The 21,728-nt window shown below is 66.4% G+C and carries 25 protein-coding genes; 9 read left to right on the top strand and 16 right to left on the bottom strand.

The genetic code is table 11. From position 1 onward, the window contains the following. Window positions 1–6: 6 nt before the first annotated feature. On the bottom strand, window positions 7–735 hold the full coding sequence (gene ubiE, locus ACFQRC_RS02700; protein ID WP_379957484.1) for a bifunctional demethylmenaquinone methyltransferase/2-methoxy-6-polyprenyl-1,4-benzoquinol methylase UbiE: 729 nt from the start codon (window positions 733–735) through the stop codon (window positions 7–9). 60 nt (window positions 736–795) lie between these two features. Between ubiE and mutM the strand changes: the two genes are divergently transcribed. The 3 genes from mutM to dnaA all read left to right on the top strand — a co-directional run bounded on the left by mutM (window position 796) and on the right by dnaA (window position 3,792). After that, window positions 796–1,608: a bifunctional DNA-formamidopyrimidine glycosylase/DNA-(apurinic or apyrimidinic site) lyase gene (gene mutM / locus ACFQRC_RS02695; protein ID WP_379957482.1), complete on the top strand. Its 813-nt coding sequence runs from the start codon at window positions 796–798 to the stop codon at window positions 1,606–1,608. A gap of 98 nt (window positions 1,609–1,706) precedes the next feature. Continuing rightward, window positions 1,707–1,970 (top strand): 30S ribosomal protein S20, encoded by a 264-nt coding sequence (gene rpsT / locus ACFQRC_RS02690; protein ID WP_379957480.1) that lies wholly within the window; start codon window positions 1,707–1,709, stop codon window positions 1,968–1,970. 436 nt (window positions 1,971–2,406) lie between these two features. After that, entirely contained in the window at window positions 2,407–3,792 is a 1,386-nt protein-coding gene (dnaA, locus tag ACFQRC_RS02685; protein ID WP_379957478.1) for a chromosomal replication initiator protein DnaA, read from the top strand. Window positions 3,793–3,861: 69 nt separating this feature from the next. Here the strand turns inward: dnaA and ACFQRC_RS02680 are convergent, their stop codons facing one another. The 4 genes from ACFQRC_RS02680 to secB all read right to left on the bottom strand — a co-directional run bounded on the left by ACFQRC_RS02680 (window position 3,862) and on the right by secB (window position 7,768). Then, window positions 3,862–4,536, bottom strand: a complete 675-nt coding sequence (locus ACFQRC_RS02680; RefSeq protein ID WP_379957476.1) for a DUF4136 domain-containing protein — start codon at window positions 4,534–4,536, stop codon at window positions 3,862–3,864. Window positions 4,537–4,645: 109 nt separating this feature from the next. Further along, a complete protein-coding gene (gene trpS / locus ACFQRC_RS02675) occupies window positions 4,646–5,644 on the bottom strand; it encodes a tryptophan--tRNA ligase (RefSeq protein WP_379957474.1) in 999 nt (332 codons plus the stop codon). Continuing rightward, window positions 5,644–7,218 carry a murein biosynthesis integral membrane protein MurJ gene (murJ, locus tag ACFQRC_RS02670; RefSeq protein WP_379957472.1) on the bottom strand — a complete coding sequence of 525 codons (1,575 nt, stop codon included), beginning with the start codon at window positions 7,216–7,218 and terminating at the stop codon, window positions 5,644–5,646. The genes trpS and murJ overlap by 1 nt, the downstream gene beginning before the upstream one ends. A gap of 28 nt (window positions 7,219–7,246) precedes the next feature. Continuing rightward, window positions 7,247–7,768, bottom strand: a complete 522-nt coding sequence (secB, locus tag ACFQRC_RS02665; RefSeq protein ID WP_379957470.1) for a protein-export chaperone SecB — start codon at window positions 7,766–7,768, stop codon at window positions 7,247–7,249. Window positions 7,769–7,951: 183 nt separating this feature from the next. Here secB and ACFQRC_RS02660 point away from each other — a divergent pair, with 183 nt between their 5' ends. From ACFQRC_RS02660 to ACFQRC_RS02645, 4 genes are all read left to right on the top strand, one after another. Further along, the gene (locus tag ACFQRC_RS02660) at window positions 7,952–8,599 is read left to right on the top strand and encodes a Tim44/TimA family putative adaptor protein (RefSeq protein ID WP_379957468.1); all 648 of its coding nucleotides are present in this window, start codon (window positions 7,952–7,954) and stop codon (window positions 8,597–8,599) included. 68 nt (window positions 8,600–8,667) lie between these two features. Further along, a complete protein-coding gene (locus ACFQRC_RS02655; RefSeq protein ID WP_379957466.1) occupies window positions 8,668–9,885 on the top strand; it encodes a murein transglycosylase A in 1,218 nt (405 codons plus the stop codon). Window positions 9,886–9,895: 10 nt separating this feature from the next. Next, window positions 9,896–10,399, top strand: a complete 504-nt coding sequence (locus ACFQRC_RS02650) for a Smr/MutS family protein (RefSeq protein WP_379957464.1) — start codon at window positions 9,896–9,898, stop codon at window positions 10,397–10,399. A gap of 41 nt (window positions 10,400–10,440) precedes the next feature. Beyond that, a complete protein-coding gene (locus ACFQRC_RS02645; RefSeq protein ID WP_379957462.1) occupies window positions 10,441–12,183 on the top strand; it encodes a putative bifunctional diguanylate cyclase/phosphodiesterase in 1,743 nt (580 codons plus the stop codon). Here ACFQRC_RS02645 and dapE read toward each other — a convergent pair. Continuing rightward, entirely contained in the window at window positions 12,161–13,291 is a 1,131-nt protein-coding gene (gene dapE / locus ACFQRC_RS02640) for a succinyl-diaminopimelate desuccinylase (RefSeq protein ID WP_379957460.1), read from the bottom strand. The genes ACFQRC_RS02645 and dapE overlap by 23 nt on opposite strands. Before the next feature lie 48 nt (window positions 13,292–13,339). On the opposite strand from dapE, the gene ACFQRC_RS02635 reads away from it, so the two are divergent. Then, window positions 13,340–13,801: a cupin domain-containing protein gene (locus tag ACFQRC_RS02635; protein WP_379957458.1), complete on the top strand. Its 462-nt coding sequence runs from the start codon at window positions 13,340–13,342 to the stop codon at window positions 13,799–13,801. Here the strand turns inward: ACFQRC_RS02635 and ACFQRC_RS02630 are convergent. The 10 genes from ACFQRC_RS02630 to ACFQRC_RS02585 form a co-directional block, all read right to left on the bottom strand. Then, window positions 13,780–14,445, bottom strand: coding sequence for a glutathione S-transferase family protein (locus tag ACFQRC_RS02630; protein WP_379957456.1), 666 nt, complete (start codon window positions 14,443–14,445; stop codon window positions 13,780–13,782). The two genes, ACFQRC_RS02635 and ACFQRC_RS02630, sit on opposite strands and share 22 nt — an antisense overlap. A 94-nt stretch (window positions 14,446–14,539) precedes the next feature. Beyond that, on the bottom strand, window positions 14,540–15,157 hold the full coding sequence (gene yihA / locus ACFQRC_RS02625; protein WP_379960385.1) for a ribosome biogenesis GTP-binding protein YihA/YsxC: 618 nt from the start codon (window positions 15,155–15,157) through the stop codon (window positions 14,540–14,542). A 142-nt stretch (window positions 15,158–15,299) separates the two neighbouring features. Next, window positions 15,300–17,006 (bottom strand): membrane protein insertase YidC, encoded by a 1,707-nt coding sequence (gene yidC, locus ACFQRC_RS02620; RefSeq protein ID WP_379957454.1) that lies wholly within the window; start codon window positions 17,004–17,006, stop codon window positions 15,300–15,302. 10 nt (window positions 17,007–17,016) lie between these two features. Then, window positions 17,017–17,229, bottom strand: a complete 213-nt coding sequence (yidD, locus tag ACFQRC_RS02615) for a membrane protein insertion efficiency factor YidD (protein WP_379957452.1) — start codon at window positions 17,227–17,229, stop codon at window positions 17,017–17,019. Then, a complete protein-coding gene (gene rnpA / locus ACFQRC_RS02610) occupies window positions 17,226–17,531 on the bottom strand; it encodes a ribonuclease P protein component (protein WP_379957450.1) in 306 nt (101 codons plus the stop codon). The genes yidD and rnpA overlap by 4 nt, the downstream gene beginning before the upstream one ends. 17 nt (window positions 17,532–17,548) lie before the next feature. After that, window positions 17,549–17,683, bottom strand: a complete 135-nt coding sequence (rpmH, locus tag ACFQRC_RS02605; RefSeq protein ID WP_379957448.1) for a 50S ribosomal protein L34 — start codon at window positions 17,681–17,683, stop codon at window positions 17,549–17,551. 89 nt (window positions 17,684–17,772) lie between these two features. Next, a complete protein-coding gene (locus tag ACFQRC_RS02600; RefSeq protein ID WP_379957446.1) occupies window positions 17,773–18,084 on the bottom strand; it encodes a hypothetical protein in 312 nt (103 codons plus the stop codon). Window positions 18,085–18,089: 5 nt separating this feature from the next. Then, complete coding sequence (locus ACFQRC_RS02595) at window positions 18,090–18,761, bottom strand: hypothetical protein (protein WP_379957444.1); 672 nt, start codon at window positions 18,759–18,761, stop codon at window positions 18,090–18,092. Then, window positions 18,758–19,702, bottom strand: coding sequence for a DUF6895 family protein (locus tag ACFQRC_RS02590; protein WP_379957442.1), 945 nt, complete (start codon window positions 19,700–19,702; stop codon window positions 18,758–18,760). Before ACFQRC_RS02590 ends, ACFQRC_RS02595 begins: the two co-directional genes overlap by 4 nt. Next, complete coding sequence (locus tag ACFQRC_RS02585) at window positions 19,702–19,995, bottom strand: hypothetical protein (RefSeq protein ID WP_379957440.1); 294 nt, start codon at window positions 19,993–19,995, stop codon at window positions 19,702–19,704. The genes ACFQRC_RS02590 and ACFQRC_RS02585 overlap by 1 nt, the downstream gene beginning before the upstream one ends. A gap of 206 nt (window positions 19,996–20,201) precedes the next feature. Between ACFQRC_RS02585 and ACFQRC_RS02580 the strand changes: the two genes are divergently transcribed. Continuing rightward, window positions 20,202–21,710, top strand: a complete 1,509-nt coding sequence (locus ACFQRC_RS02580; protein WP_379960383.1) for a YifB family Mg chelatase-like AAA ATPase — start codon at window positions 20,202–20,204, stop codon at window positions 21,708–21,710. Window positions 21,711–21,728: the final 18 nt, after the last annotated feature.

Genomic DNA, 21,728 nt, shown 5'->3' with positions numbered 1-21,728 from the left:
CCACGGCTACACTTTCCAGCCGCTATGGATGGCGACGGCGCCGCCGAGGATGGGCTCGACGGTCACCTGCGCGAAGCCGGCCTGTTCGATCATCCTCTTGAAGGTCGGCATGTCGGGGAAGCGACGGATTGATTCGACGAGGTAGCGGTAGCTTTCCTCGTCCCGGGCGACGACCCTGCCGATCCTCGGCACCACGTCATGGCTGTAGCGGTCGTATATCTCCTTGAAGCCCGGCCAGGTGGCGGTCGAGAATTCGAGGCAGAGGAAGTGACCGCCGACGCGCAGCACGCGGTGTGCCTCGGCCAGCGCCTTGTCGATATGCGTCACGTTCCGAATGCCGAAGGCGATCGTGTAGGCGTCGAACGTCTGGTCGGGGAAGCTCAACTCCTCGGCATTCTCCTCGGCCCAGAGCAGGCCTTCGAGCCCGCGCGCCTTGGCTCGCTCGCGGCCCACGGCCAGCATTTCCGGATTGATGTCCGCCACCGTCACCTGGGCGCCGCGTTCGGCGATGCGGAAGGCGATGTCGCCGGTGCCGCCGGCCATATCGATTATGTGCTGACCGGCCCGGGGCTTGAGCTTTCGGACGAACTGGTTCTTCCAGACGCGGTGCATGCCGGCCGACATGAAGTCGTTCATCAGGTCGTAGCGCGATGCCACGTTGGAGAAGACGCCGCGCACCCGCCGCGTCTTTTCATCGGCGGGAACGTCCTCGTAACCGAAAGAAACCTTGTCCATGGCGCGAGCCTCTAGCAGGGGAAGCGGATATGTGCAGCACCGATATGAATGCGCGACGACATGCCTGAGCTTCCCGAGGTCGAAACCACCGTGCGAGGACTTGTTCCCGTGCTGGAGGGGCGGCGGCTGGTCTCGGTCGAAGCGCGACGCGCGGACCTTCGCTATGCTTTCCCGCCAGATCTTCGCCAGCGGCTGACCGGCGCGCGGGTGACGGGGCTCGACCGCCGCGCCAAATATGGGCTGATCGGCACGGACCGCGGCGACACGATGATCTTTCATCTCGGCATGTCGGGCAAATGGCGGATCGACCCGGCGGAGATCGGAACGCACGACCACCTCCTGCTGGAGACGGAGGAGGGGAGGCGGCTCGCCCTCAACGATCCGAGGCGCTTCGGCTCGGTCGATCTCGTTCCCTCCGATGCGCTGGCGGGCTTTCCCGCCTTCGCGAAAATGGGGCCGGAGCCGCTCGGCGACGATTTCTCCGCCGCCTATCTGGCCGAAGCTCTGGAAGGGCGGAGCGCGCCGATCAAGGCATTGCTGCTCGACCAGCGGATCGTGGCGGGCCTCGGCAACATCTATGTCTGCGAGGCGCTGCACATGGCGCGGATCGCTCCCCGTCGCGCGGGCGGACGGATATCGCGCCCGCGACTCGCCGCGCTGGTGGAGGCGATAAGGATTGTGCTGATGGCGGCCATCGGAGCGGGTGGCTCGTCGCTGCGCGATTATGCGCGGCCGGACGGGGAGCTGGGCTACTTCTCCAGCCAGTGGCGGGTCTATGGACGGGAAGGGGAAGCGTGCCACTGCGGCGCTCCGATTCGCCGGAGGACCGCCAGCGGTCGCTCGACCTTCTATTGCGCCACTTGTCAGCGCTAGACGGTTGACCATATGGCTCTTCGTGCGTAGAGAGCGCGCCTGACCGGTGCGGGCCCGATTCCGCGCCGTTTTCATTTTACCGATATGAGGCCCTGACGATGGCGAACACGCCGCAAGCAAAGAAACGCATCCGCCGCAACGATCGCCGGGCGGAGATCAACGGCGCGCGCGTCAGCCGCATCCGTACCTTCGTCAAGCAGGTCGAGGCCGCGCTCGCCGCCGGCGACAAGGACCAGGCCAAGGCCGCCTTTCAGAAGGTGCAGCCGGAACTGGCTCGCGGCGTTTCCAAGGGCGTCGTGCACAAGAACACAGCGGCGCGGAAAATCTCCCGCCTTTCCAAGCGCGTCGCCGCCCTCGGCTGAGCGCTTCCGATCCCGGGGATGAATGACCCGCCGGCCCCCGCCGGCGGGTTTTTTGCTGACTCCGGGAACGAAGATGGAACCCCCAGCATTTCCGGCGATTCGCGCACTCGTTTCATTTCTGTTACAAATTGAAGACGCTGAAAAGTGTCGGATTTTGGCCGTTTTTCGCGCCAGCCCCCCTTTTGCGTGTCAACCGCCTTTATTTCGCATCGGGGAAATTTATCCGTTGATTGGCGGCCGGACGGCTCCCTAAAACGGCTTTTCCGGACGGGGCGAATCTCTCCTTTCGGACGCACACAGCAAAGCAGTTTCGACATCGGCTTGCACCGAGGGGTGTTTGGCGCGCGGGAACGCTTTGCTCATTCAAGGCCGCGATCGAGCGGCCAGAGGGACGGGGGGTGCTTGCGTGAATCAGTCGCCGGCCAGAGATGAGAGTTTGACGATCGACGAGGGCGCCGCCGATCCGGTCGTCGCGGCCTGGGAGCAGATTCGCGGCGGCCTTCGCCGCGATTGTGGCGCCCGCACCTTCGACGGCTGGCTCCGCCCGATCGTGCTCGCCGGCTTCGACGCCGAGTGCGGAACCGTGCGCCTCGAACTTCCCTCGCAGTTCATGGCCGATTGGGTGCGGACGCATTTCGCCGAGCGACTCGCGCTGGCGTGGCGCTCGATGCTGCCCGACGTGCGCCATGTCGCCATCGGCGTCGGCGCCAACGCGCAGCGCGGCGCCATGCTCACCGATATTCCCGCCGGCGAGCCCGAGGTCGAGGCGCCGGCGGCTCCGGACCTAGGCGGCCTCCACGCCAGCTCGCTGGAACCCCGCTATCGGTTCGAAACCTTCGTCGTCGGCAAGGCGAACGAGGTCGCGTTCAACGCGGCGCGGACCCTGGCGACGGCCGAGAATGTCGCCTTCAACCCGCTCTTCCTCCACGGCGGCACCGGGCGCGGCAAGACCCATCTGCTCCACGCCATCGGCCATGAGTTCCGCGCGCGGCGTCCCGGCGCCCGAATCGTCTACATGTCGGCCGAAAAGTTCATGGTCGAATTCGTGGCCGCGCTCCGCGCCAACGAGACGATCCGCTTCAAGCAGCAGCTCCGCTCCGCCGACCTCCTCATGATCGACGACGTCCAGTTCATCGCCGGCAAGGAATCGACGCAGGAAGAATTCTTCCACACGATGAACGAGATCATCTCGGCCGGCCGCCGCCTCGTCATCAGCTCGGATCGCGCCCCGCAGGACCTCGACGGCATCGAGCCGCGCATCCTGTCGCGTCTTTCCTGGGGCCTGGTCGCCGACATCAACCAGGCCGATCTCGAGCTCCGGCTCAACATCATCATCAAGAAGCTCGAATCGCTGCCCGACGTGAAGGTGCCGCAGGACGTGGTGATGTTCCTTGCCAAGAGGATCAGCTCGAACGTCCGCGAGCTGGAAGGCGCGCTGAACCGGATCGCGGCTTATGCGACGATGACCAGCCGGCCGATCGACCTCGACTTCACCAACGAGGTGCTGGCCAACATCCTGCGCGCCAACCAGCGTCGCATCTCGATCGACGAGATCCAGGGCCGGGTGTCGGACCATTACCGCATCCGCAAGGCCGAGATGACCTCGGCCCGCCGCGCACGCGAGGTCGCCCGGCCGCGCCAGGTGGCGATGTATCTGTCCAAGCAATTGACGCCGCGCTCGCTGCCGGAGATCGGCCGTCGCTTCGGCGGACGCGACCACACGACCGTGATCCACGCCGTCCGCCAGATAGAGAAATTACGCGCGCAGGACGCCGAGCTAGATGCCGATATCCGCCTGCTGACGCGCCAGCTCGAAAGTTAAGGGCGGCTGGGGCCCGAAGGGAAGGGGAGAGGCGGTCGCCCGCCTCTCCCTTTTCCGCGTGTGGAGCGATTAGCCGCCGCGCGGGGGCGGGGGGACGGTGATCTTCACGGTCTCGCCCGAGCGGCCGGGGAAGTTGGTGAACATCGCCTCGACCAAATTGGGCACCAGCACCGGCAGATCATCCGTCCGCGAGCGCGCCTGCGCCGTGCCCTCGAAGAGCGACTGGCCGTCGGCGGTGCGCTTGATGTCCATGTCCAGATAGCTGGTATAGACGGTGTAGCTGTCGATATCGCCGTAACCGTAGCCGCGCGGGGAATACCAGAAGGGGTCGTTCCAGCCATAATAAAAAGGCGAATGGCGGCCATGGAATCCGAAGCGGGGGAAGAACGGATCGTAGAATCCGCCATAGCCGAAGCGGCTGAAGCCGCCCGGCCGGGTGACGATCTTCTCGCGGCCATTGTCGACGCCGTAATCGAGGGTGACGACGAAGGTCGCGGTCTGGGGCGAGGACGCCTCGGTGTAACCCTCGGCAATGAGGTTGCGCTCGACGAGGTCGGCATAGCGCGAGAATTCGAGCCCGCCCCGGTCTTCGGCGCGGGCGGCCTGGACGACGAAGCTCTGGCCCTGCGGCGCCGGCATTGCCTGGAAGCGGGAGACCTGGGCCGGGAAGCCGGTCGCGCAGGCGCTCAGCGCGAGCAAGGCGGCCGGCGCGGCGAGCGTCAGGAGTTTCTTTGGAAGCGACATGATGAGCGGCCTTTCCTCGCGAGCCCATCTTCGGCGGGCATTGCGTTCAGATACAAGGGCTTGGCTTACCCCTTGGTCGCTGAACGGTTGCTGAAGGACGACCGGCCGTTCAGCCGCCTCGAGGCAGGCCGAGCGCCTTATATGCGCCTTCCAGGGTGGGGGCCGCAAGCGCCGCCGCGCGCTCCGCCCCGCGCGCCAGCACGCGGTCGATCTCGCCCGGATCGGCCCGCAGCGCATCCAGCCGCGCCTTGATCGGACGCAGCGTCTCCACCAGCAGGTCGGCCAGAGCGGGCTTGAACGCGCCGAAGCCCTGGCCGGCGAACCGGCCAAGCACCGCATCTGGCGCTTCGCCGGCGAGGGTTGCATAGATACCGACAAGGTTCTTCGCCTCCGCCCGCCCGGCCAGAGCGGGCATATTGTCGGGCAATGGTTCGGCGTCGGTCTTGGCCTTGCGGACCTTCTGCGCGACGAGATCGATATCGTCGGTGAGGTTGATCCGGCTCATGTCGGACGGATCAGATTTCGACATTTTCGCCGAGCCGTCGCGAAGAGACATAATGCGGGCGGCGGTCTTGCCGATCAGCGGCTCGGGCAGCGTGAACAACTCGACATCATAATCGGTGTTGAACTTAGTCGCGATGTCGCGCGCCAGCTCAAGATGCTGCTTCTGGTCCTCGCCGACCGGTACATGAGTGGCTTGGTAGAGCAGCACATCGGCTGCCATTAGCACCGGATAGGCGAACAGGCCGACGCTCGCGCCTTCGCGATTCTTGCCGGATTTCTCCTTGAATTGGGTCATCCGGTTCATCCAGCCGATGCGGGCGGTCCCGTTGAGCAGCCAGGCAAGCTCCGGATGGGCAGGGACGCGGGCCTGGTTGAACATGATGGAGCGATCGGGATCGATGCCGCATGCGACCAGCACCGCCGCCATCTCGCGGATGTGGGCGGCGAGCTCGGCCGGATCGTTATAGACGGTGATGGCGTGAAGATCGGCGAGAAAGAACAGGCACTCAGCCTCGTCCTGCATCTTCACCCAGCGCATGATCGCGCCAAGATAATTGCCGAGATGCAGGTTTCCCGTCGGCTGGATGCCGGAGACGACGCGCATCAGCTCGCGGCCTTGCGACGATTGAACATGGCGAGCTTCTCCCGATCGATGGCGCCGATCATGAACGCGACGCCGAAATAGACGAATGCTCCCGCGCCGACCAGCGCCCCGATGGCGAGCGCACGCTCGATGATCGAGCCCGAAAAATAGGGCCAGAGCCAACCGCGCAATGGCCAGAGCGCGGCGACCATCGCGGCGGTGGCGACGAGCTGGCGCAGCAGCCGCGCGCCGAGCGCCGGATCGATCCGGTAATGATCGCGCCGGACCAATATGGCGTAGAGCAGGAAGCTGTTCAGCCACGCTCCGGCCGCGGTCGCGGCGGCGAGGCCGACGATGCCGAACCGCTCGATGAACAAAAGGTTGAACAGGACGAAGACCGAAAGCGCCGCGACCGCCGCCCAGACCGGGGTCTTCGTGTCCTTGCGCGCGAAATAGGAAGGCGTGAGCACCTTGATCAGCACATAGGCCGGCAGTCCCGCGACGAGCGCGGCGACGACGTCCGCCGTGATCGCGGCGTCGGCCGCGCCGAAGCGGCCGCCCAGGAAGAAGGCGCTGACGAACGGACCCGCGCACACCGCCAGCGCGGCCGCGGCGGGCAGGGTCAGCAGCATCGAAAGCTCGATCGCGTTGGACTGGAGCCGGTCGGCGCCCTTGCGGTCCTCGCCGCCGATATAGCGGGAGAGGGCGGGGAGGATCGCGGTGCCGAGCGCGATGCCGATGATCCCGAGCGGAAGCTGGTTCAGCCGGTCGGCGAAAGCGAGGTAGCTGAGCGAGCCGTTGGGGAGCCGGGTCACGAAGAAGAGCTGGACCAGCTGGTTGATCTGATAGACCCCGGCGCCGAAGACGGCCGGCAGGATGATGATGCCGAGTTCCTTCACCTCCCGCGTCAGCCGCGGGCGGCGGATGACCAGCCGGATGCCGGCCCGATGCGTCCAGAACCAGAGCCAGAGAAGCTGGACAACGCCGCCGATCGCGACCGCGATGGCGAGAATGTAGGCGACGAGCTCGTCATTGCCGGTCGTGCCGCGCAGATGGTCGCCGAGCAGCAGGGCGACGATCAGCACGAGGTTGAGCAGGATCGGAAAGGATGCGCCCGGCGCGAAGCGCGACAGCGAATTGAGGATGCCGGTCAGCAGCGACACCAGGCTCATGAACAGGATGTAGGGGAAGGTGATCCGGGCCAGCGCCACCGTCAGCTCGAATTTCCCCGGAATGTCCTGATATTCGCTGGCCATCAACCAGATGACGCCGGGCATGGCGATCTCGAACAAGGCCGTGAACAGGATCAGTAGGGGAACGAACACCGACAGGACGTCGCTGCTGAAATCCTCGGCCGAGGCCTGGCCTCCCTCGCCATGGAGACGGCGGCTGAACATCGGCACGTAGGCTGCTGAAAAGGCGCCCTCGGCGAACAGCCGCCGGAAGATGTTGGGGAGCTGGAAGGCGAGCAGGAAAGCGTCGGAGGCGACACCCGGCCCCAGAATCCGCGCGAGGATCATGTCGCGCGCGAATCCGGCGACGCGGCTGACCATCGTCAGCCCGCCGATCGTGCCCGTCGCCTTGAGAAGGCTCATCGCCCGCCGGCTCCCGCGCCGCCGAGGATCAGGCCTGGCCGATCGTGTCGCCGACCTGGCCGCCGGACGTTTCGGCCTGAGCCTGGGCGGCGCGCGCCATGTAGAGCGAGCCGAAATCGATGGGATCGAGCATCAGGGGCGCGAACCCGCCATCGACGGCGGCGTCGGAGACGATGCGCCGCGCGAATGGAAACAGGATGCGCGGCGCTTCGGCGAGCAGGAACGGCTGGAGCTGTTCCTCGGGGATATTGCGCAGCGCGAACAGCCCGGCATAAGCGAGCTCGATTTGGAAGAAGGTGCTCTCGTCGGACTTGGCCGAGACCTGGATCTGGATCGTCACTTCGTGCACGTCGTCGCCAACCTTCTGGGCGCCGATGTTGAACTGGACCTCCATCTTGGGCTGACCCTGCCACTGATAGACGGCCGGCGCGTTCGGATTCTCGAACGACAGGTCCTTAACATATTGGGAGATGACGGCGACCTGCGGATCGCTGTCGCCGCCATTGGCCAACTGCTCCTGCCCGCCCGCAACGCCTTCTTCTTCGGCCATTTTCGAATACCTTCAAGAATGATGAGATGAGTGCCTGCCGCAAGGCGGCACCTGTCGGCGCGCGGGTAGCAGGCGCGGCGGGAAGGCGCAACATGCGCGGCGAGGCGTCGCGATCCGGAGGAGTTATTTGAATCGCGGACCTTTCGCGCCTATGTAGAGTTAAATTCGAGGGAGTGATGTTTGGTGACGGTCGAGATTGTCCTGCTGGCGCTGGTGGCCCTGTTCGTGGGCCTGCGCCTTTATGCCGTGCTCGGCCGGCGCACCGGGCACGAGCAGCAGCCGGTTACCCGCCCCGAGACCGTCCCGGGTTCGGAGCAGCCGGCGCCCCTCGCCGACGCGGCCCCCGAGCGCAGCGAAGGCGGCGGCCTGGTGTATGAGGAGGCTGCGGCGGGCGGCATCCGCGCGATCGTTTCCGCCGATCCAAGCTTCGACGTCGCGCGCTTCCTGGAGGGCGCGCAGGCGGCCTATCGCATGATCCTCGAAGCCTTCTGGAAGGGCGACGGTGAGGAGCTCGCTTATCTCGTCGGCGACGATGTCCGCGCCTCCTTCGCCGAGGCCATCGCCGCGCGCGAAGCCGCGGGCCACAGGCTGGACAATCGCCTTGTCCAGATCGAGCGCGCCTTCATCGAGGATGCCCGGCTCGATGGCCTGGTCGCCAGCATCACCGTCCGCTTCGACGCCGATATCGCCGCCGTCACCCGCAACGAGGCGGGCGAGGTGGTCGCCGGCTCGATGAGCGACGCGGTCGACACGCACGACGTCTGGACCTTCCGCCGGACGCTCGGCGGTGACGATCCGAACTGGCTGCTCGTCGAGACCGACGAGGCCTGATCGCTCGGCGCGGGCTTCGCTCGCATATTCCTTCCCTCCCGCCGCTCTTCGCGACTATAGCTGGCCGGGTGCGGGATTCGGGTTCATTGGTCGCGGTCGATCGCAAGCTCCGCCTTCCGACGCTGGCGGCTTTATTGATCGCGCTCGCCAGCTGCGCCCCCACCGTCATTCCACCGGCCAGGCCGCCCGCTCCGGCGCCCGTACCGGTGGTGCCGCCGCCGCCCGCCGACGCCCTCTCCGCCGGAGTCCAGCCCGGCCCTTCGGTCGCGGGCCTCAGCATCACCCCCGCTTCCGCTTCGAAGGCGCTGGCCGCGTTCCGGATCAGCTGCCCTTCGCTCGTCAAGCGCACCGACGCGTCCGGGCTGAGCAAGTCCGAGGACTGGTCCGCCGCTTGTGCCGCCGCGCCATCCTGGCCAGCGGGCGACGAAATCGGCTTCTTCACCACCTATTTCGAGACGGTCCGGGTCGGCCCCGGCGACGCTTTCGCGACCGGATATTTCGAACCGGAGATTGCCGGATCGCGCGTCCGGAGGCCCGGCTTCGAGGTTCCGGTCCATGCCAAGCCGGCGGAGTTGCTCGACGCCAACCCGTTTACCGGCGAGAAGGGGCGGGGGCACGTCGTCGATGGCGAATATGTGCTCTATCACGACCGGGCCGCGATCGTTGACGGAGCCTTGGCCGGGCGCGCTCTGGAGATCGGCTGGGCGGCCGACCCGATCGACTTCTTCTTCCTGCAAATCCAGGGTTCCGGCCGGCTGGCGCTTCCCGACGGAGGCGTGATGCGGATCGGCTATGCCGGCCAGAACGGCCGCGAATATGTCGCGATCGGCCGGATCATGAAGGAGAGGGGGCTGCTCGGCCCCGGCCAGACCAGCATGCAGGGCATCGTCGCGTGGCTGCGCGCGCATCCCGAGGAAGGCCGCGCGATCATGCGCGAGAATAAGAGCTACATCTTCTTTCGCGAGCTGACCGGCCCGGGTCCGATCGGCGCGATGGGGCTTCCGGTGACGCCCCGCGCGACCGTCGCCGCCGATCCCAAATTCGTGCCGATGGGCGCGCCCGTCTTCCTCGCCGTCGACAAGCCGGTCGCGAGCGGCCTCTGGGTCGCGCAGGACACGGGCGGCGCGATCAAGGGCGCTAACAGGTTCGACACCTTCTGGGGCTCGGGCGCCGAAGCGAAGGAGATAGCCGGCGGGATGCAGGCGAGCGGCGACGCCTATGTGCTGCTCCCCAGGGGAAGCCTGGCCCGGCTGAATGCGGATCGTGGCACGGCCTCTCGGCGCTGAGGAGCGCGCATTGTGGGAGAAAGTGGTCGCCACGGTTCGCCCCCTCCACGCGCGGGAACCGGACGCGCTCGAAGCCGTCCCGGCGCCTGTCGAACCGTCCCCGCCGCCGCGCGCGGGCGCGAGAGCCGCGCCTCTCCGACCAGTGGCGCCCGCCCCCGTTCGCCCCGGCTCGACACTCGACGGAACCTGGGATCGGCGTCTTGGCCGTGGGCTCGTCCAGCCGGATCTGACCGTCGACCTCCACGGTCATAATCTCGGAACGGCGTACGACCTTCTGGATCTGAAGCTTGAGCAGGCCGTCGCCATGGGCGCGCGGGTCATGCTGCTGATCACCGGCAAGGCGCCGTCCGGCGACGCGCGACCCGCCATGCGCGGAGCGATAAGGGCGGCCGTCGGCGACTGGCTGGCGGCATCGCGCCATGCCCGTGACATCGCCGCCGTGCGCAACGCCCACCCGCGTCATGGCGGGGCGGGGGCGCTCTACATCGTCCTGCGCCGGCGCAGGCCCGCATAGACGGAACGTTAAGCCAAAGCGGCTACTGTCGGCGAGGGGGCATGAATTCCGCCCCCAACGGCGCGGCAGATCGGGCGATCGACATTCACATCATGAAGGAAAAACTGGAGAAAATCAGTAACTTCATGATGTCGCTCTGCGCCGGCATGGCATCGTTCCTGTTCACTCTCGTCGCCATATTGATGCTGCAGGACATCGACGACAAGATCGCCGCCTCGCTGACCATGGGCGTGTTCGCGTTGCTGATCGTCTGGGTGGCTTCGGAAAAGCCCAATACGGCCCACGCCCGCGCGGTCTCGGCGCTGATCGATCGCCTGCTCGCCGTCGGCTCCGGCGATCTCACCTCGCCGGCACCCGCCGCCGTTCGCGCCGAGCTGCCGGCGCTCGCCTCTGCCGTCGACAATCTGTTCGAGCAGGTTCGCTCCAATCTCGACAACGTCCATGTGATGGCCTTGTACGATCCCGTCACCGCGCTCCCCAACCGCGTCTATTTCAAGCGCGAGGCCGACCGGATGTTGAAGGCGCGCGGCACCGCGGAGCGCGTCGCCTTGCTGTTCATCGATCTGGACGGCTTCAAGGAGGTGAACGACAGCCTGGGCCACGCGCAGGGAGACCATGTCCTCATCATGGTCGCCAATCGATTGCGGGAGGTGGTGAAAGGCGAGACCCGGGCCGGCGGCGCGTCGCAGCCGCTGCTCGCGCGCCTGGCTGGCGACGAGTTCACCCTGCTTTTCCCGAACGTGCCGGGCATCGAGGACGCCGAGCATATTGCCGGGCGGGCGCTGGAGGCGCTCAGCGAACCTTACGATATAGCCGGCCAGGTCATTCACATGGGCGCCTCGATCGGGGTCGCCATCGGTCCAGGTCACGGCGAAGACCTGACTAGCCTGATGAAGGCGGCGGACACCGCCATGTACGACGCCAAGGCCGCCGGCCGTTCACGCGTCTCCAGCTATCGCCCCGAAATGGCCGCCGCGGTCGAACAAAGGACGCTGACCGAGCGTGCGCTGCGGGACGGCCTCGCCCGCGGCGAATTCGAGCTCGCCTTCCAGCCCCAGGTCTGCGCGCGGAGCGGCGCCGTGATCGCGGCCGAGGCCCTGCTGCGCTGGAATCATCCGACCGACGGCACAAGGCTTCCCGGCAGCTTCATCGGCGTCGCCGAGGAGAGCAGCTTGATCGTCGACCTCGGGGATTGGGTGGTGGAGGAGGCCGCCGCGGCCCTCAGGCGCTGGAGCATGGCGGGAATGACCCAGCGGCTCACCTTCAACGTCAGCCCGCGCCAAGTAGAGCGGCCGGACTTTTTCGCGCGCCTGCGCGAGACGCTGGCGCGCAACGACGCACCGCTTTGGCTGCTCGAGCTGGAGTTTACCGAAACGCTCGCGATGAAGTGCGGCGAGACCGTGATCCGGGAGCTGGCGGCGCTGCGGGCGGAAGGCGTCGCCATCGCCATCGACGATTTCGGATCGGGCTATTCGAATCTCGCGCGCATGAAGGACATGCCGCTCGACCGGGTGAAGCTCGACCGCAGCCTCGTCGAAAGCGTCCACGTTTCGGACGGGGCGAGGACGATCGTCTCGGCGGTCATCCACCTCATCCATGGTCTCGGCTGCGAAGTGGTCGGCGAGGGAGTGGAGCGGCCGGAGCAGCTCGACGTGCTGCGCGCGATCGGCTGCGACATTGTCCAGGGTTTCGCCTTCGCCGAGGCGATGAGCGAGGCTGAATTCGTCGCCTGGGCGCGCGAGAACGGCTTCCGCGCACCGCCTAGCCGAGCGCGGAGCGGATGATGCGGGCGTAGATCGCCCGGAGCGCGTGCAGGTCCTCCACGGCCACTGCCTCGTCCAGCTTGTGCATGGTCGCGTTGGGCAGGCCGAACTCTATCACCGGGCAGAGGATGGTCAGAAAGCGGGCGTCGGAGGTTCCGCCACTGGTCGACAGCTTTGCGGTGAGACCGGTCTCCTCGCGGATCGCGGCGGCGACCATCTCCGACAGCGGCCCGGGCTCGTTGAGGAAGGCCTCGCCCGAAATCTTCGCTTCGATGCGCGCTCCCGGGGCGAGCTCTTCGACGATGCCTGTCACCCGCGCCACGAGCTCGGGCCCCTTCTGCAGGTCGTTGAAGCGGATGTTGAGGCGGGCGTGCGCTTCGCCGGGGATGACATTGCAGGCGGGATTATCGACCCTGAGGTCGGTCACTTCGAGGTTCGACGGCTGGAACCATAAGGTGCCCTCGTCCAGCTCCATCGCCTGGAGCGCGGAGAGGATACGGGCGAGACGCGCGATCGGATTGTCGGCGAGGTGGGGATAGGCGACATGACCCTGCGTCCCGACGACGTCGATCCAGATATTGACCGATCCCCGCCGCCCTATCTTCACCATGTCGCCGAGCCGGTGCTGCGACGTGGGCTCGCCGATCAGGATCATGTCGGGCCGGATCGACCGCTCCGCCATCCACTCCATGATCGCGCGTGTGCCGTGGACCGCCGGGCCTTCCTCGTCGCCGGTGATAATGAAGCTGAGCGTGCCGTCATGCTCGCGGACGTCCACCGCGGCGGCGACGAAGGCGGCGATGGCGCCCTTCATGTCGGCGGCACCGCGCCCGTATAGGAGGCCGTCGCGTATCTCGGGCTCGAAGGCGTCGCTCGTCCAGCCATTGCCGGCCGGCACGACATCGATATGGCCGGCGAAGGCGAAATGGGGTCCACCTTGTCCGCGCGAGGCGAACAGGTTCTCGACCGGCCCGTCCGGTCCCTGGCCGGAGAGGAAGCGGTGGACCTCGAAGCCGATATCCTGGAGGGCTTCGCCGAGGATGGTCAGGGCGCCTGCTTCCTTGGGCGTGACGCTCGGACAGGCGATGAGGCGGGAGGCGAGGGCGACGGGGTCGATTGCGGACGTCATGGCCTTTCGCCTAGCAAGGGCGGCGCGCCTTGCCCAGCGGAGTATCCGATGCCCAAGCTAGACCTCTCCGCGATCGAGCAGACCAACCGCACCGGCTATCCGGAGCCTTATGCATCGGACGTGGCGGGACGCTTCTACCGTCGTCTCGTTCCCGCGGCGGGCCTCTCGGATTTCGGCGCGAGCCACGTGACGCTCCGGCCCGGCGCGATGTCGAGCCAGCGCCACTGGCACGAAGGCGAGGATGAGCTGGTGGTCATGCTGTCCGGCTGGGCGGTCCTGGTCGAGGAAGCCGGGGAGACCGTGATTCGGGCAGGAGAGGTGGCCGCGTTTCCCAAAGGGGTCGCCGACGGGCATCACCTGGTCAATCGGAGCGGCGAGGATTGTGTGTTCGTGGCAATCGGGCGGCCGGCGGAGAGCGATTGTCACTATCCCGACATCGACCTGCACCTCGGTGCGGGCGGCGGGTACACGCACAAGGACGGCAGCCTTTACGCGGTCGGCACTTCGTAATTTTCGATGATCCACGGCTCCTCCTGCGCGGCGCCGATCCATTCCTGCAGCCAAGGATGGTTGAGGATCGCCTCCATATAGGTAGCGGCGAAGCGGGGGACGGGGATGGAATAAGTGACGAAGCGGGTCACGACCGGCGCGAACATGATGTCGACCGCGCCGAAATCGCCGAACAGATAGGGGCCGCCGCTGCCGTGTCGGGCGCGCGCCTCGGCCCACAGCTCCAGAATGCGGATGATCTCGGCGCGGAGCGGTTCCGACAGTGGCTTGGGCGGATATTGCTTGCGGACGTTCATGCCGCATTCGCTGCGCAAGGTGGCGTAGCTCGAATGCATTTCCGCCGCCATCGACCGCGCCATGCCGCGCGCGGAATCATCCTTTGGCCAATAGCGCGCCCGGTCGGTCTTGTCGGCCAGCCATTCGACGATGGCGAGGCTGTCCCAGATGACGGTCTTGTCGTCCCACAAGATCGGCACCTTGCCGCCCGACGGCGCGAACTCGTCGCCCTGGGTACGCTTGTTCCAATCCTCGTCGAACATCGGGACCGTGATTTCCTCGAAGGGAAGTCCTGACTGCTTCACCGCCAGCCAGCCGCGCAGCGACCAGGAGGAATAAGCCTTGTTGCCGATGATGAGCTTGAGCAATGCATTCTCCTACCGTCATCCCGGCGTAGGCCGGATCCCGGGACCAGAGGTCTCGGCGGGCCTTCACGAGACCCGGCCTTCGCCGGGGTGACGATTAGCCGATAGCTTCCACCACCGCGCGTCTCAACCGATCAATGCCGAGACCCGTTTCACTGGACGTCGTGATGATCTCGGGATGCGCGGCGGGGTGCTTCTTCCCCTCGTCCGCGGTGCGCTGCTCGACGTCCCGGAGTTCGCTCGTCTTGATCTTGTCGGCCTTGGTGAGGACGATGTGATAGGAGACCGCCGCGTCGTCGAGCATCTTCATCACCTCGTGGTCGATCTCCTTGAGGCCGTGGCGGCTGTCGACCAGCACCAGAGCGCGCTTCAGCACCTGCCGGCCACGCAGATAGTCGTTGACGAGATAGCGCCACTTGCGCGCCACGTCCTTGGGCGCCTTGGCGAAACCGTAACCGGGCATGTCGACCAGGCGGAAGCGGAGCGGTTCGCCGACATCGAAGAAGTTCAATTCCTGCGTGCGCCCCGGCGTGTTCGACGTGCGGGCGAGATCGCGCCGGTTCGTCAGCTTGTTGAGCAGGGACGACTTGCCGACATTCGAGCGTCCGGCGAAGGCGATCTCCTCTACCGCCGGGTCGGGCAGGAATTGGAGACCCGGCGCCGATTTCAGGAACGCGATCGGCCCGGAAAACAGCTTTCGGGCCACATCGTCCAGATGGTCGGCATTCGTCATGGGTCCGTTCGCCCCGAGCGAAGTTGAGGGGCCCCATCGAGCGCAGCCGAGATCGGGCCTCGGCTGCGCTCGGCGGGTTGTCTCGACTTCGCTCGACACGAACGGTCTGGAGACAGGAACCGCGTCATTTCGCCTCGGTCGCCTCAGCCATGCCCGGATGGCGGCTGTAGAGCCATTTCTGCTGGGCGATGGTGAGAATGTTCGACACCGTCCAGTAGAGCTGCAAGCCGGCCGCGAAGGGCGCCATGATGAACATGAACACCCAGGGCATGATCGAGAAGACCTGCTTCTGCACCGGATCCATCGGCTGCGGATTGAGCTTGAACTGGAGCCACATGGTGATGCCGAGCAGGATCGGCAGAATGCCCAGAGCCAGGAAGGCGGGCGGCGTGAAATCGAGAAAGCCGAACAGGTTGACCGGCGTCAGCGGATCGGGCGCGGAGAGGTCCTTGATCCACAGGATGAAGGGCTCGTGGCGCATCTCCACCGCCAGCATCAGCACCTTGTAGAGCGCGTAGAAGATCGGGATCTGGAGCAGGATCGGCAGGCAGCCCGCCATCGGATTGACCTTCTCCTCCTGGTAGAGCTTCAGCATCTCCTGCTGGAGCCGCGGCTTGTCGTCCTTGTGGCGCTCCTGGAGAGCCTTCATCTTGGGCTGGACGACCCGCATCGCCGCCATCGACTTGAATTGCTTCTGCGCGATCGGGAACATCAGGCCGCGCACGATGAAGGTGAGGCAGATGATCGCCACGCCGAAATTGCCGATCGCCTCGAACAGCCAGTTGAGGAGCGCGAAGATCGGCTTCATGAACCATTCGAACCAGCCCCAGTCGATCGCCTTGTCGAAGCGCGTGACGCCCAGATCGTCCTCATAATGATCGAGCAGCTCCACTTCCTTCGCGCCGGCGAACAGGCGTGATTCGTGCGTCGCCGCCTTGCCCGGCGCGACGATCGTGGGAGCGGTGGTGAAATTGGCCTGGAAACCGCCATTGGCGCCGCGCCGAAAGGCGGCGGCGACCTCGGCGGACTGGCTGGGGACCAGCGCCGTCAGCCAATATTTGTCGCTGAAGCCGAGCCAGCCGCCGGTGGTGGAGAAGCTCTGGTCGCCCTCTTCGGCGATATCCTCGTAGCTCCAGTCGTAATTGGCGGCGTCGTTGAACACGCCGATGGGGCCGACATGCATCGTCCAGCTGTCGGGATCTTCCGAAGGTTCGGCGCGGCTGATGAGAGCGTAGGGGCGGGCCGCCACGGCGCCGGAGCCGGTATTGGTCACGGTCTGATTGGCGGTGAACATATAGGCGTCGTCCACCGACAGGCGGATGTCGAAGCGCTGGCCCTGGCCGTTGTCCCAGGTCAAGGTGACCGGATTGCCGGGTGAAAGGGTCGTGCCGCTCGCCGTCCAGACGGTCTCGGCGCTGGGCAAAGCCAGGCCTTCGCCCGTCCATCCGAAGCTCGCGAAATAGGCCTCCGGCGCGCCCGACGGCGAGAGGAGGCGGATAAAGGGCGAATCGGGGGCGAGGCTCTGGCGGTAGTCGGTGAGGACGAGGTCGTCGATTCGCGCGCCGCGCAGGTTGATCGAGCCGCGAAGGCGCGGCGTCTCGATGGCGACGCGCGGCGTCGTCGCCAGCACCACGCGACGATCGCGTACCCGCGCCGGGGCATCCGCCGTCGGATCGGCGTCCGGCTGCGGGATCGGCACCTGCTTGCCTTCGACGAAGCGCGTCGAGGGCTCCTGCGCGGTCGGCAGGTAGCGGTCCGAGATGAAGCTCCAGCCGAACAGGACGATCGCCGAAAGGACGATCGCCAGGATCATGTTGCGATGGTCGCTCACTTATTTCCCCTCACGGTACTGGGTCATAGCCGGATCCCCCCCAGGGGTGGCATCGGGACAGGCGTCTGGCGGCCATCCATCCGCCGCGCAGCGCCCCATAGCGTTCAATGGCGGTGATTGCATAGGCCGAGCAGCTTGGAACGTAGCGGCACGATGGCGGCAGGATCAGAGAGGGGCCCTTCTGCCAGCCCTTGGCGATCAGGATGAGGAGCTTGCCGATCATCGCCGGAGCTTCGTTAGCGCTGCCGACAATTCCCTTTTGAGCGCCGCGAAATCCCGCTCCACACCGCCCGCACGCCCGATCAGCACATGGTCGGCGCCGGCGAAGCCCGATTCCGGCAATATCTCGCGCGCCAGCGCCCGGAAGCGGCGCTTCATGCGGTTGCGGACGACCGCGCCGCCGATCTTCTTGGTGACGGTGATGCCGAGCCGCATCGCCGGATCGCCGTCCGCGCGGTCGCGCACCAGCAGGACGAATCCGGCCATCGGCGCACGCCTGGCGCGGTTCGCCGCGAGGAAATCCACGCGGCGGGAGATGGTGACTAAGCGGAAAGCTTGATCCGGCCGCGGGCGCGGCGAGCCGCCAATATCTTGCGTCCGCCCACCGTCGCCTTGCGGGCCCGGAAGCCGTGACGCCGCTTGCGCACGAGATTGCTCGGCTGGAAAGTGCGCTTCATCGCTCATACCTCAACAGGATAAATTAAAAGGGCCGCCAATAGGGCGGCGGCCTCGTTGGGGGCGCGGATAGGCAAAGCGGCCGCCAAAGTCAATCATCTCCGATGGCTTCCTGCTCCTTGCGCAGCGCCTCGCGCCGCCGGGCGCTGGGGCGCCGCAATCCCCAGTCCGCCCAGGCACCCTTGCGCGGATGGCGGCGCTTGAACTGGACATATTTGCGCTTCGCCCACTCGCTATATTTGAGGCTGAGAGCCAGCCCGGCGCCAAAGAGGATGGTTCCCCCGGGGCCGGGCAGGACACCCACCAACGGCGCCGAAAGCATGAGCAGCAAGCCGAGCACGAACAGACTCGTCCGTACCGCGGGTATGCCGCTGAGGCTGCGCCATCTCTCGCCGATCGTCATCGACTCTAATTTGGGGCGACCGCGCGTCCGTACAAGGCTCTCGGCGCGCCATGCCGCCACAGTCGCGCCAGTCGGAGGCTATCATCCGCGCATTGCGACAATGTCAGGCGGCGAAGCATCTCTCCGGCCGCGGGATCCGCCGCGCGAGGCGTTTGAGCTTCGACCCAGGCCGCGAGCTGGCGCCGAAGCGAAGGCGCCGCGTCGAATGCCACGATCCACCGTACGATCGCGAGAGCGTTGCCGGTGTGGCCGGCCGACATCTCGGACGCCGCGAAGCCGATCAGGGCGTCGAGATTGTCGGCAGTCGGTCGGGCATGATCCTCGGAGAGGGCTCGGCGCAGCGCGCGGCCGACAGCGGGCGACAGCACGAATTGTCCCTTATACCTTATTACGAACCGGCTTTGGCGGTCATCGGCCGGGAGATCGATCGAGATGGCGATGATCTCGGCGACCGGCGCCAGGTCTATCGAATCCGCCATATTCTGTTCCGCCAGCGCGATTCCCAGACCTTGCAGCTCATTGAGGCTTGCGCTCTTTCCGGTGGCGCGCCTTTCGAGAAGAGCTTCGTACAGGTCAAGGGCAAGATGGGCCGCATCCGGCGGGTCGGTCGCCCGGATTCTCGCGGGCGCCATGCCCAGTGTTTCGGCCAGCCGATGAAAACGGATTGGCACGGTCATCGCAGCGCGCCGCCGCGCCGCCCAAGCCGGTGCACGAGAAGCATGATCGCGACCAGGGTGGTGTGATAGGTGAAGCGGAATTCCGCCTCTTCATAGGACATGAAAGAGGGGTTCGCCGCCTGGTCCAGCGAGGCTCCGAGGGTGCCTTCTGGGCCGAGGAAATTCCCGTTCGCGCCTTGCCGTTCGAGAAGGAGCGCCAGCCCCTCCTCGGCCAATCCGGAGGGCGCCGATTCGATGCAGTCGTGACACAAAATAGACTCGGCCAGCAGATCCCAGTGCCGGTCGCGAGCGGAAACGACCATGAGCTGCCGGAGCGCCGACGCCCATTGCGTCGCCACCTCGGGGTCGACGAGCATTTCGCGGCTCGTTCCAAAGCCGTGGATGAACATCAGTACATGGGTGAATGCATAAGCGCCCTCCGAGGTCGGGAAGAGGATGAACGGCGCGATCGGCCTCCGGAAGGAGGCGATCGATTGGGCAACCAGCTCGGGATAGGATGGCAAGTCGTGATCGAGGCCAGACCAGCTCATCGACAAACGCAGGTCCAGCCACCGATGGGCGACCTTCTCGAACGCGCCCAGCGCGCCCGCGTCTATAAGCGCTTGCAGATACGCGCTCGTTTCCGCGTCGGCGCGGCCGAAATAAGCCAGAATGGCATGGACGTCGCTGTACAGCACGAACTCGTCGGGATTGGACCGGAGGCGCCTCCGGTACGTGTCGTTGAACGTCTTCGATTCGCACCAGTCGACGATCCGATGGACGACGTCCCCATATCGAGGCCCGTTGCGCGATAGACAGTAGGCAGTGAGCAGCAATTCCGAGAATTGCTGCGCGCGCGGGATCGTAAAATCCCCAGCCTCGCTGCCCGGATCGAAGAGCTTGAGGCGGCGCAGCACCCAGTCGCACGCTTTGTCCAGGGCCGCCGCCTCTCGCGACGACATCAACGGGGCGCGACGTTCATCCGTTCCTGCAACGTCCTGATCATGTCCTGATCGAAAACCGCCGAGGTCTTGTAGACGGCGTGGGTGTATACGAAGGTCGAACGACCGGCGGTCCCGACACCCTGGTCGTCGCGAATGGCGCCCAGCGTCTCTCGCACGAGATCGTCGAGGTCTTTGATCCCGTTGCGCGCCAGGATATCCTTGACCTCGCCCGGATCGAGCTTGGATACGCGCTCCTTGGCGACAATGTTGATGACTTCGTTCAGGGACGGGCCTTCGGCTGCTTCAAGCATGGCGATCCTCCTCCGATTGGTCGCCCATGATTATCATGGAGCGTCGCGGGAGAGGGCAAGGGTTTGCACTAAAATGGCGAGGCTTCGCCGTGGTTGCGCACCAGCGCGCTCCGCTCCGCCCGGAAGCCATTGGCGGCTCAGCGTTTGAAGGCTCGACTTCTTGAATCCATCCCTCCAAAGTGGACACTTCGTTGGGGGTGATCCGCATGGTCGCGCATGTCGCCACGGTGGCGTTTCTGGGGCTCGAGGCGCGCGCCGTCGAGGTGCAGGTCCAGATCGCCAGCGGACTGCCCAAATTCCTCGTCGTCGGACTGCCGGACAAGGCGGTCGGCGAGAGCCGCGAGCGGGTCCATGCCGCGCTCGCCGCGATCGGCCTGTCGCTTCCGCCCAAAAGGATCACCGTCAACCTGTCGCCCGCCGATCTGCCCAAGGAGGGATCGCATTACGATCTGCCGATCGCGCTCGGCCTGCTGGCGGCGATGGGCGCGATCGATGCCGAGACGCTGGCGGGTTATGTCGTCGTCGGCGAGCTCGGGCTCGACGGGCGGGTGGCGCCGTCGCCGGGCGTGCTGCTGGCAGCGATGCACGCTTCGTCGCGCGATCTCGGCCTGATCTGCCCGGCGGCGCAGGGATCGGAGGCCGCCTGGGCGGGCGACATCGAAGTCCTCGCCGCAACCGACCTCATCGCCTTGCTCAACCATTTCCGTGGCACGGCGGCGCTGTCGCCGCCGGTGCCCGGCCGGGCCGATCCGCCCGATTCCGGACCCGATCTCGTCCAGGTGAAGGGCCAGGAGACCGCCAAGCGAGCGCTGGAGATCGCGGCGGCGGGCGGCCACAATCTGCTGATGAGTGGCCCGCCGGGCGCGGGCAAGTCGCTGCTCGCCGCCTGCCTGCCGGGAATATTGCCGGAGCTGACGCCGGGCGAGGCGCTCGAAGTCTCGATGGTCGCGAGCGTCGCCGGCTCGCTGGTGGATGGGAGGCTGATGCGCAGCCGTCCCTTTCGTGCGCCGCATCACTCGGCCTCCATGGCAGCGCTGGTCGGAGGCGGGCTGAAGGTCAGGCCCGGCGAAGTCAGCCTCGCTCATCTCGGCGTGCTGTTCCTCGACGAGCTCCCCGAATTCCAGCGGCCGGTGCTCGATTCGCTGCGCCAGCCGCTCGAGACCGGAACGGTCAGCGTCGCCCGCGCCAACAGCCACGTCACCTTCCCGGCCCGGGTCCAGCTGATCGCGGCGATGAATCCCTGCCGATGCGGCCATCTGGGGGATCCCGCGCTGGCCTGCTCGCGGGCGCCGCGCTGCGCCGCCGATTATCAGGCCAAGGTGTCCGGGCCTTTGCTCGACCGCATCGATCTCCATGTCGACGTTTCCGCCGTTTCCGCCGCCGATCTCGTCCTGCCGCCGCCCGCCGAAGGCTCGGCCGAGGTCGCTGCGCGAGTGAAGGCGGCGCGGGACGCGCAGACCGAGCGCTATCGCGATCACAAGGTCCGCACCAACGCCGAAGCGGACGGCGACCTGCTCGACGCCGTCGCGACCCCCGATGAGCCCGGCCGCCGCCTGCTCGCCCAGGCGGCCGAGGCGATGCGGCTCAGCGCGCGCGGCTTCCACCGCGTCATCCGCGTCGCCCGCACCATCGCCGATCTCGCCGGAAGCGAGGGCGTCGCCCGCATCCACGTCGCCGAGGCGCTCAGCTACCGGCGACAGGCGCCGAGGAATTGACGGCGCGGCGCTGCTCTG

Source organism: Enterovirga sp. GCM10030262, assembly GCF_042666435.1.
Taxonomy (GTDB): domain Bacteria; phylum Pseudomonadota; class Alphaproteobacteria; order Sphingomonadales; family Sphingomonadaceae; genus Allosphingosinicella.
This window is presented reverse-complemented; position numbering and strand designations above follow the sequence as displayed.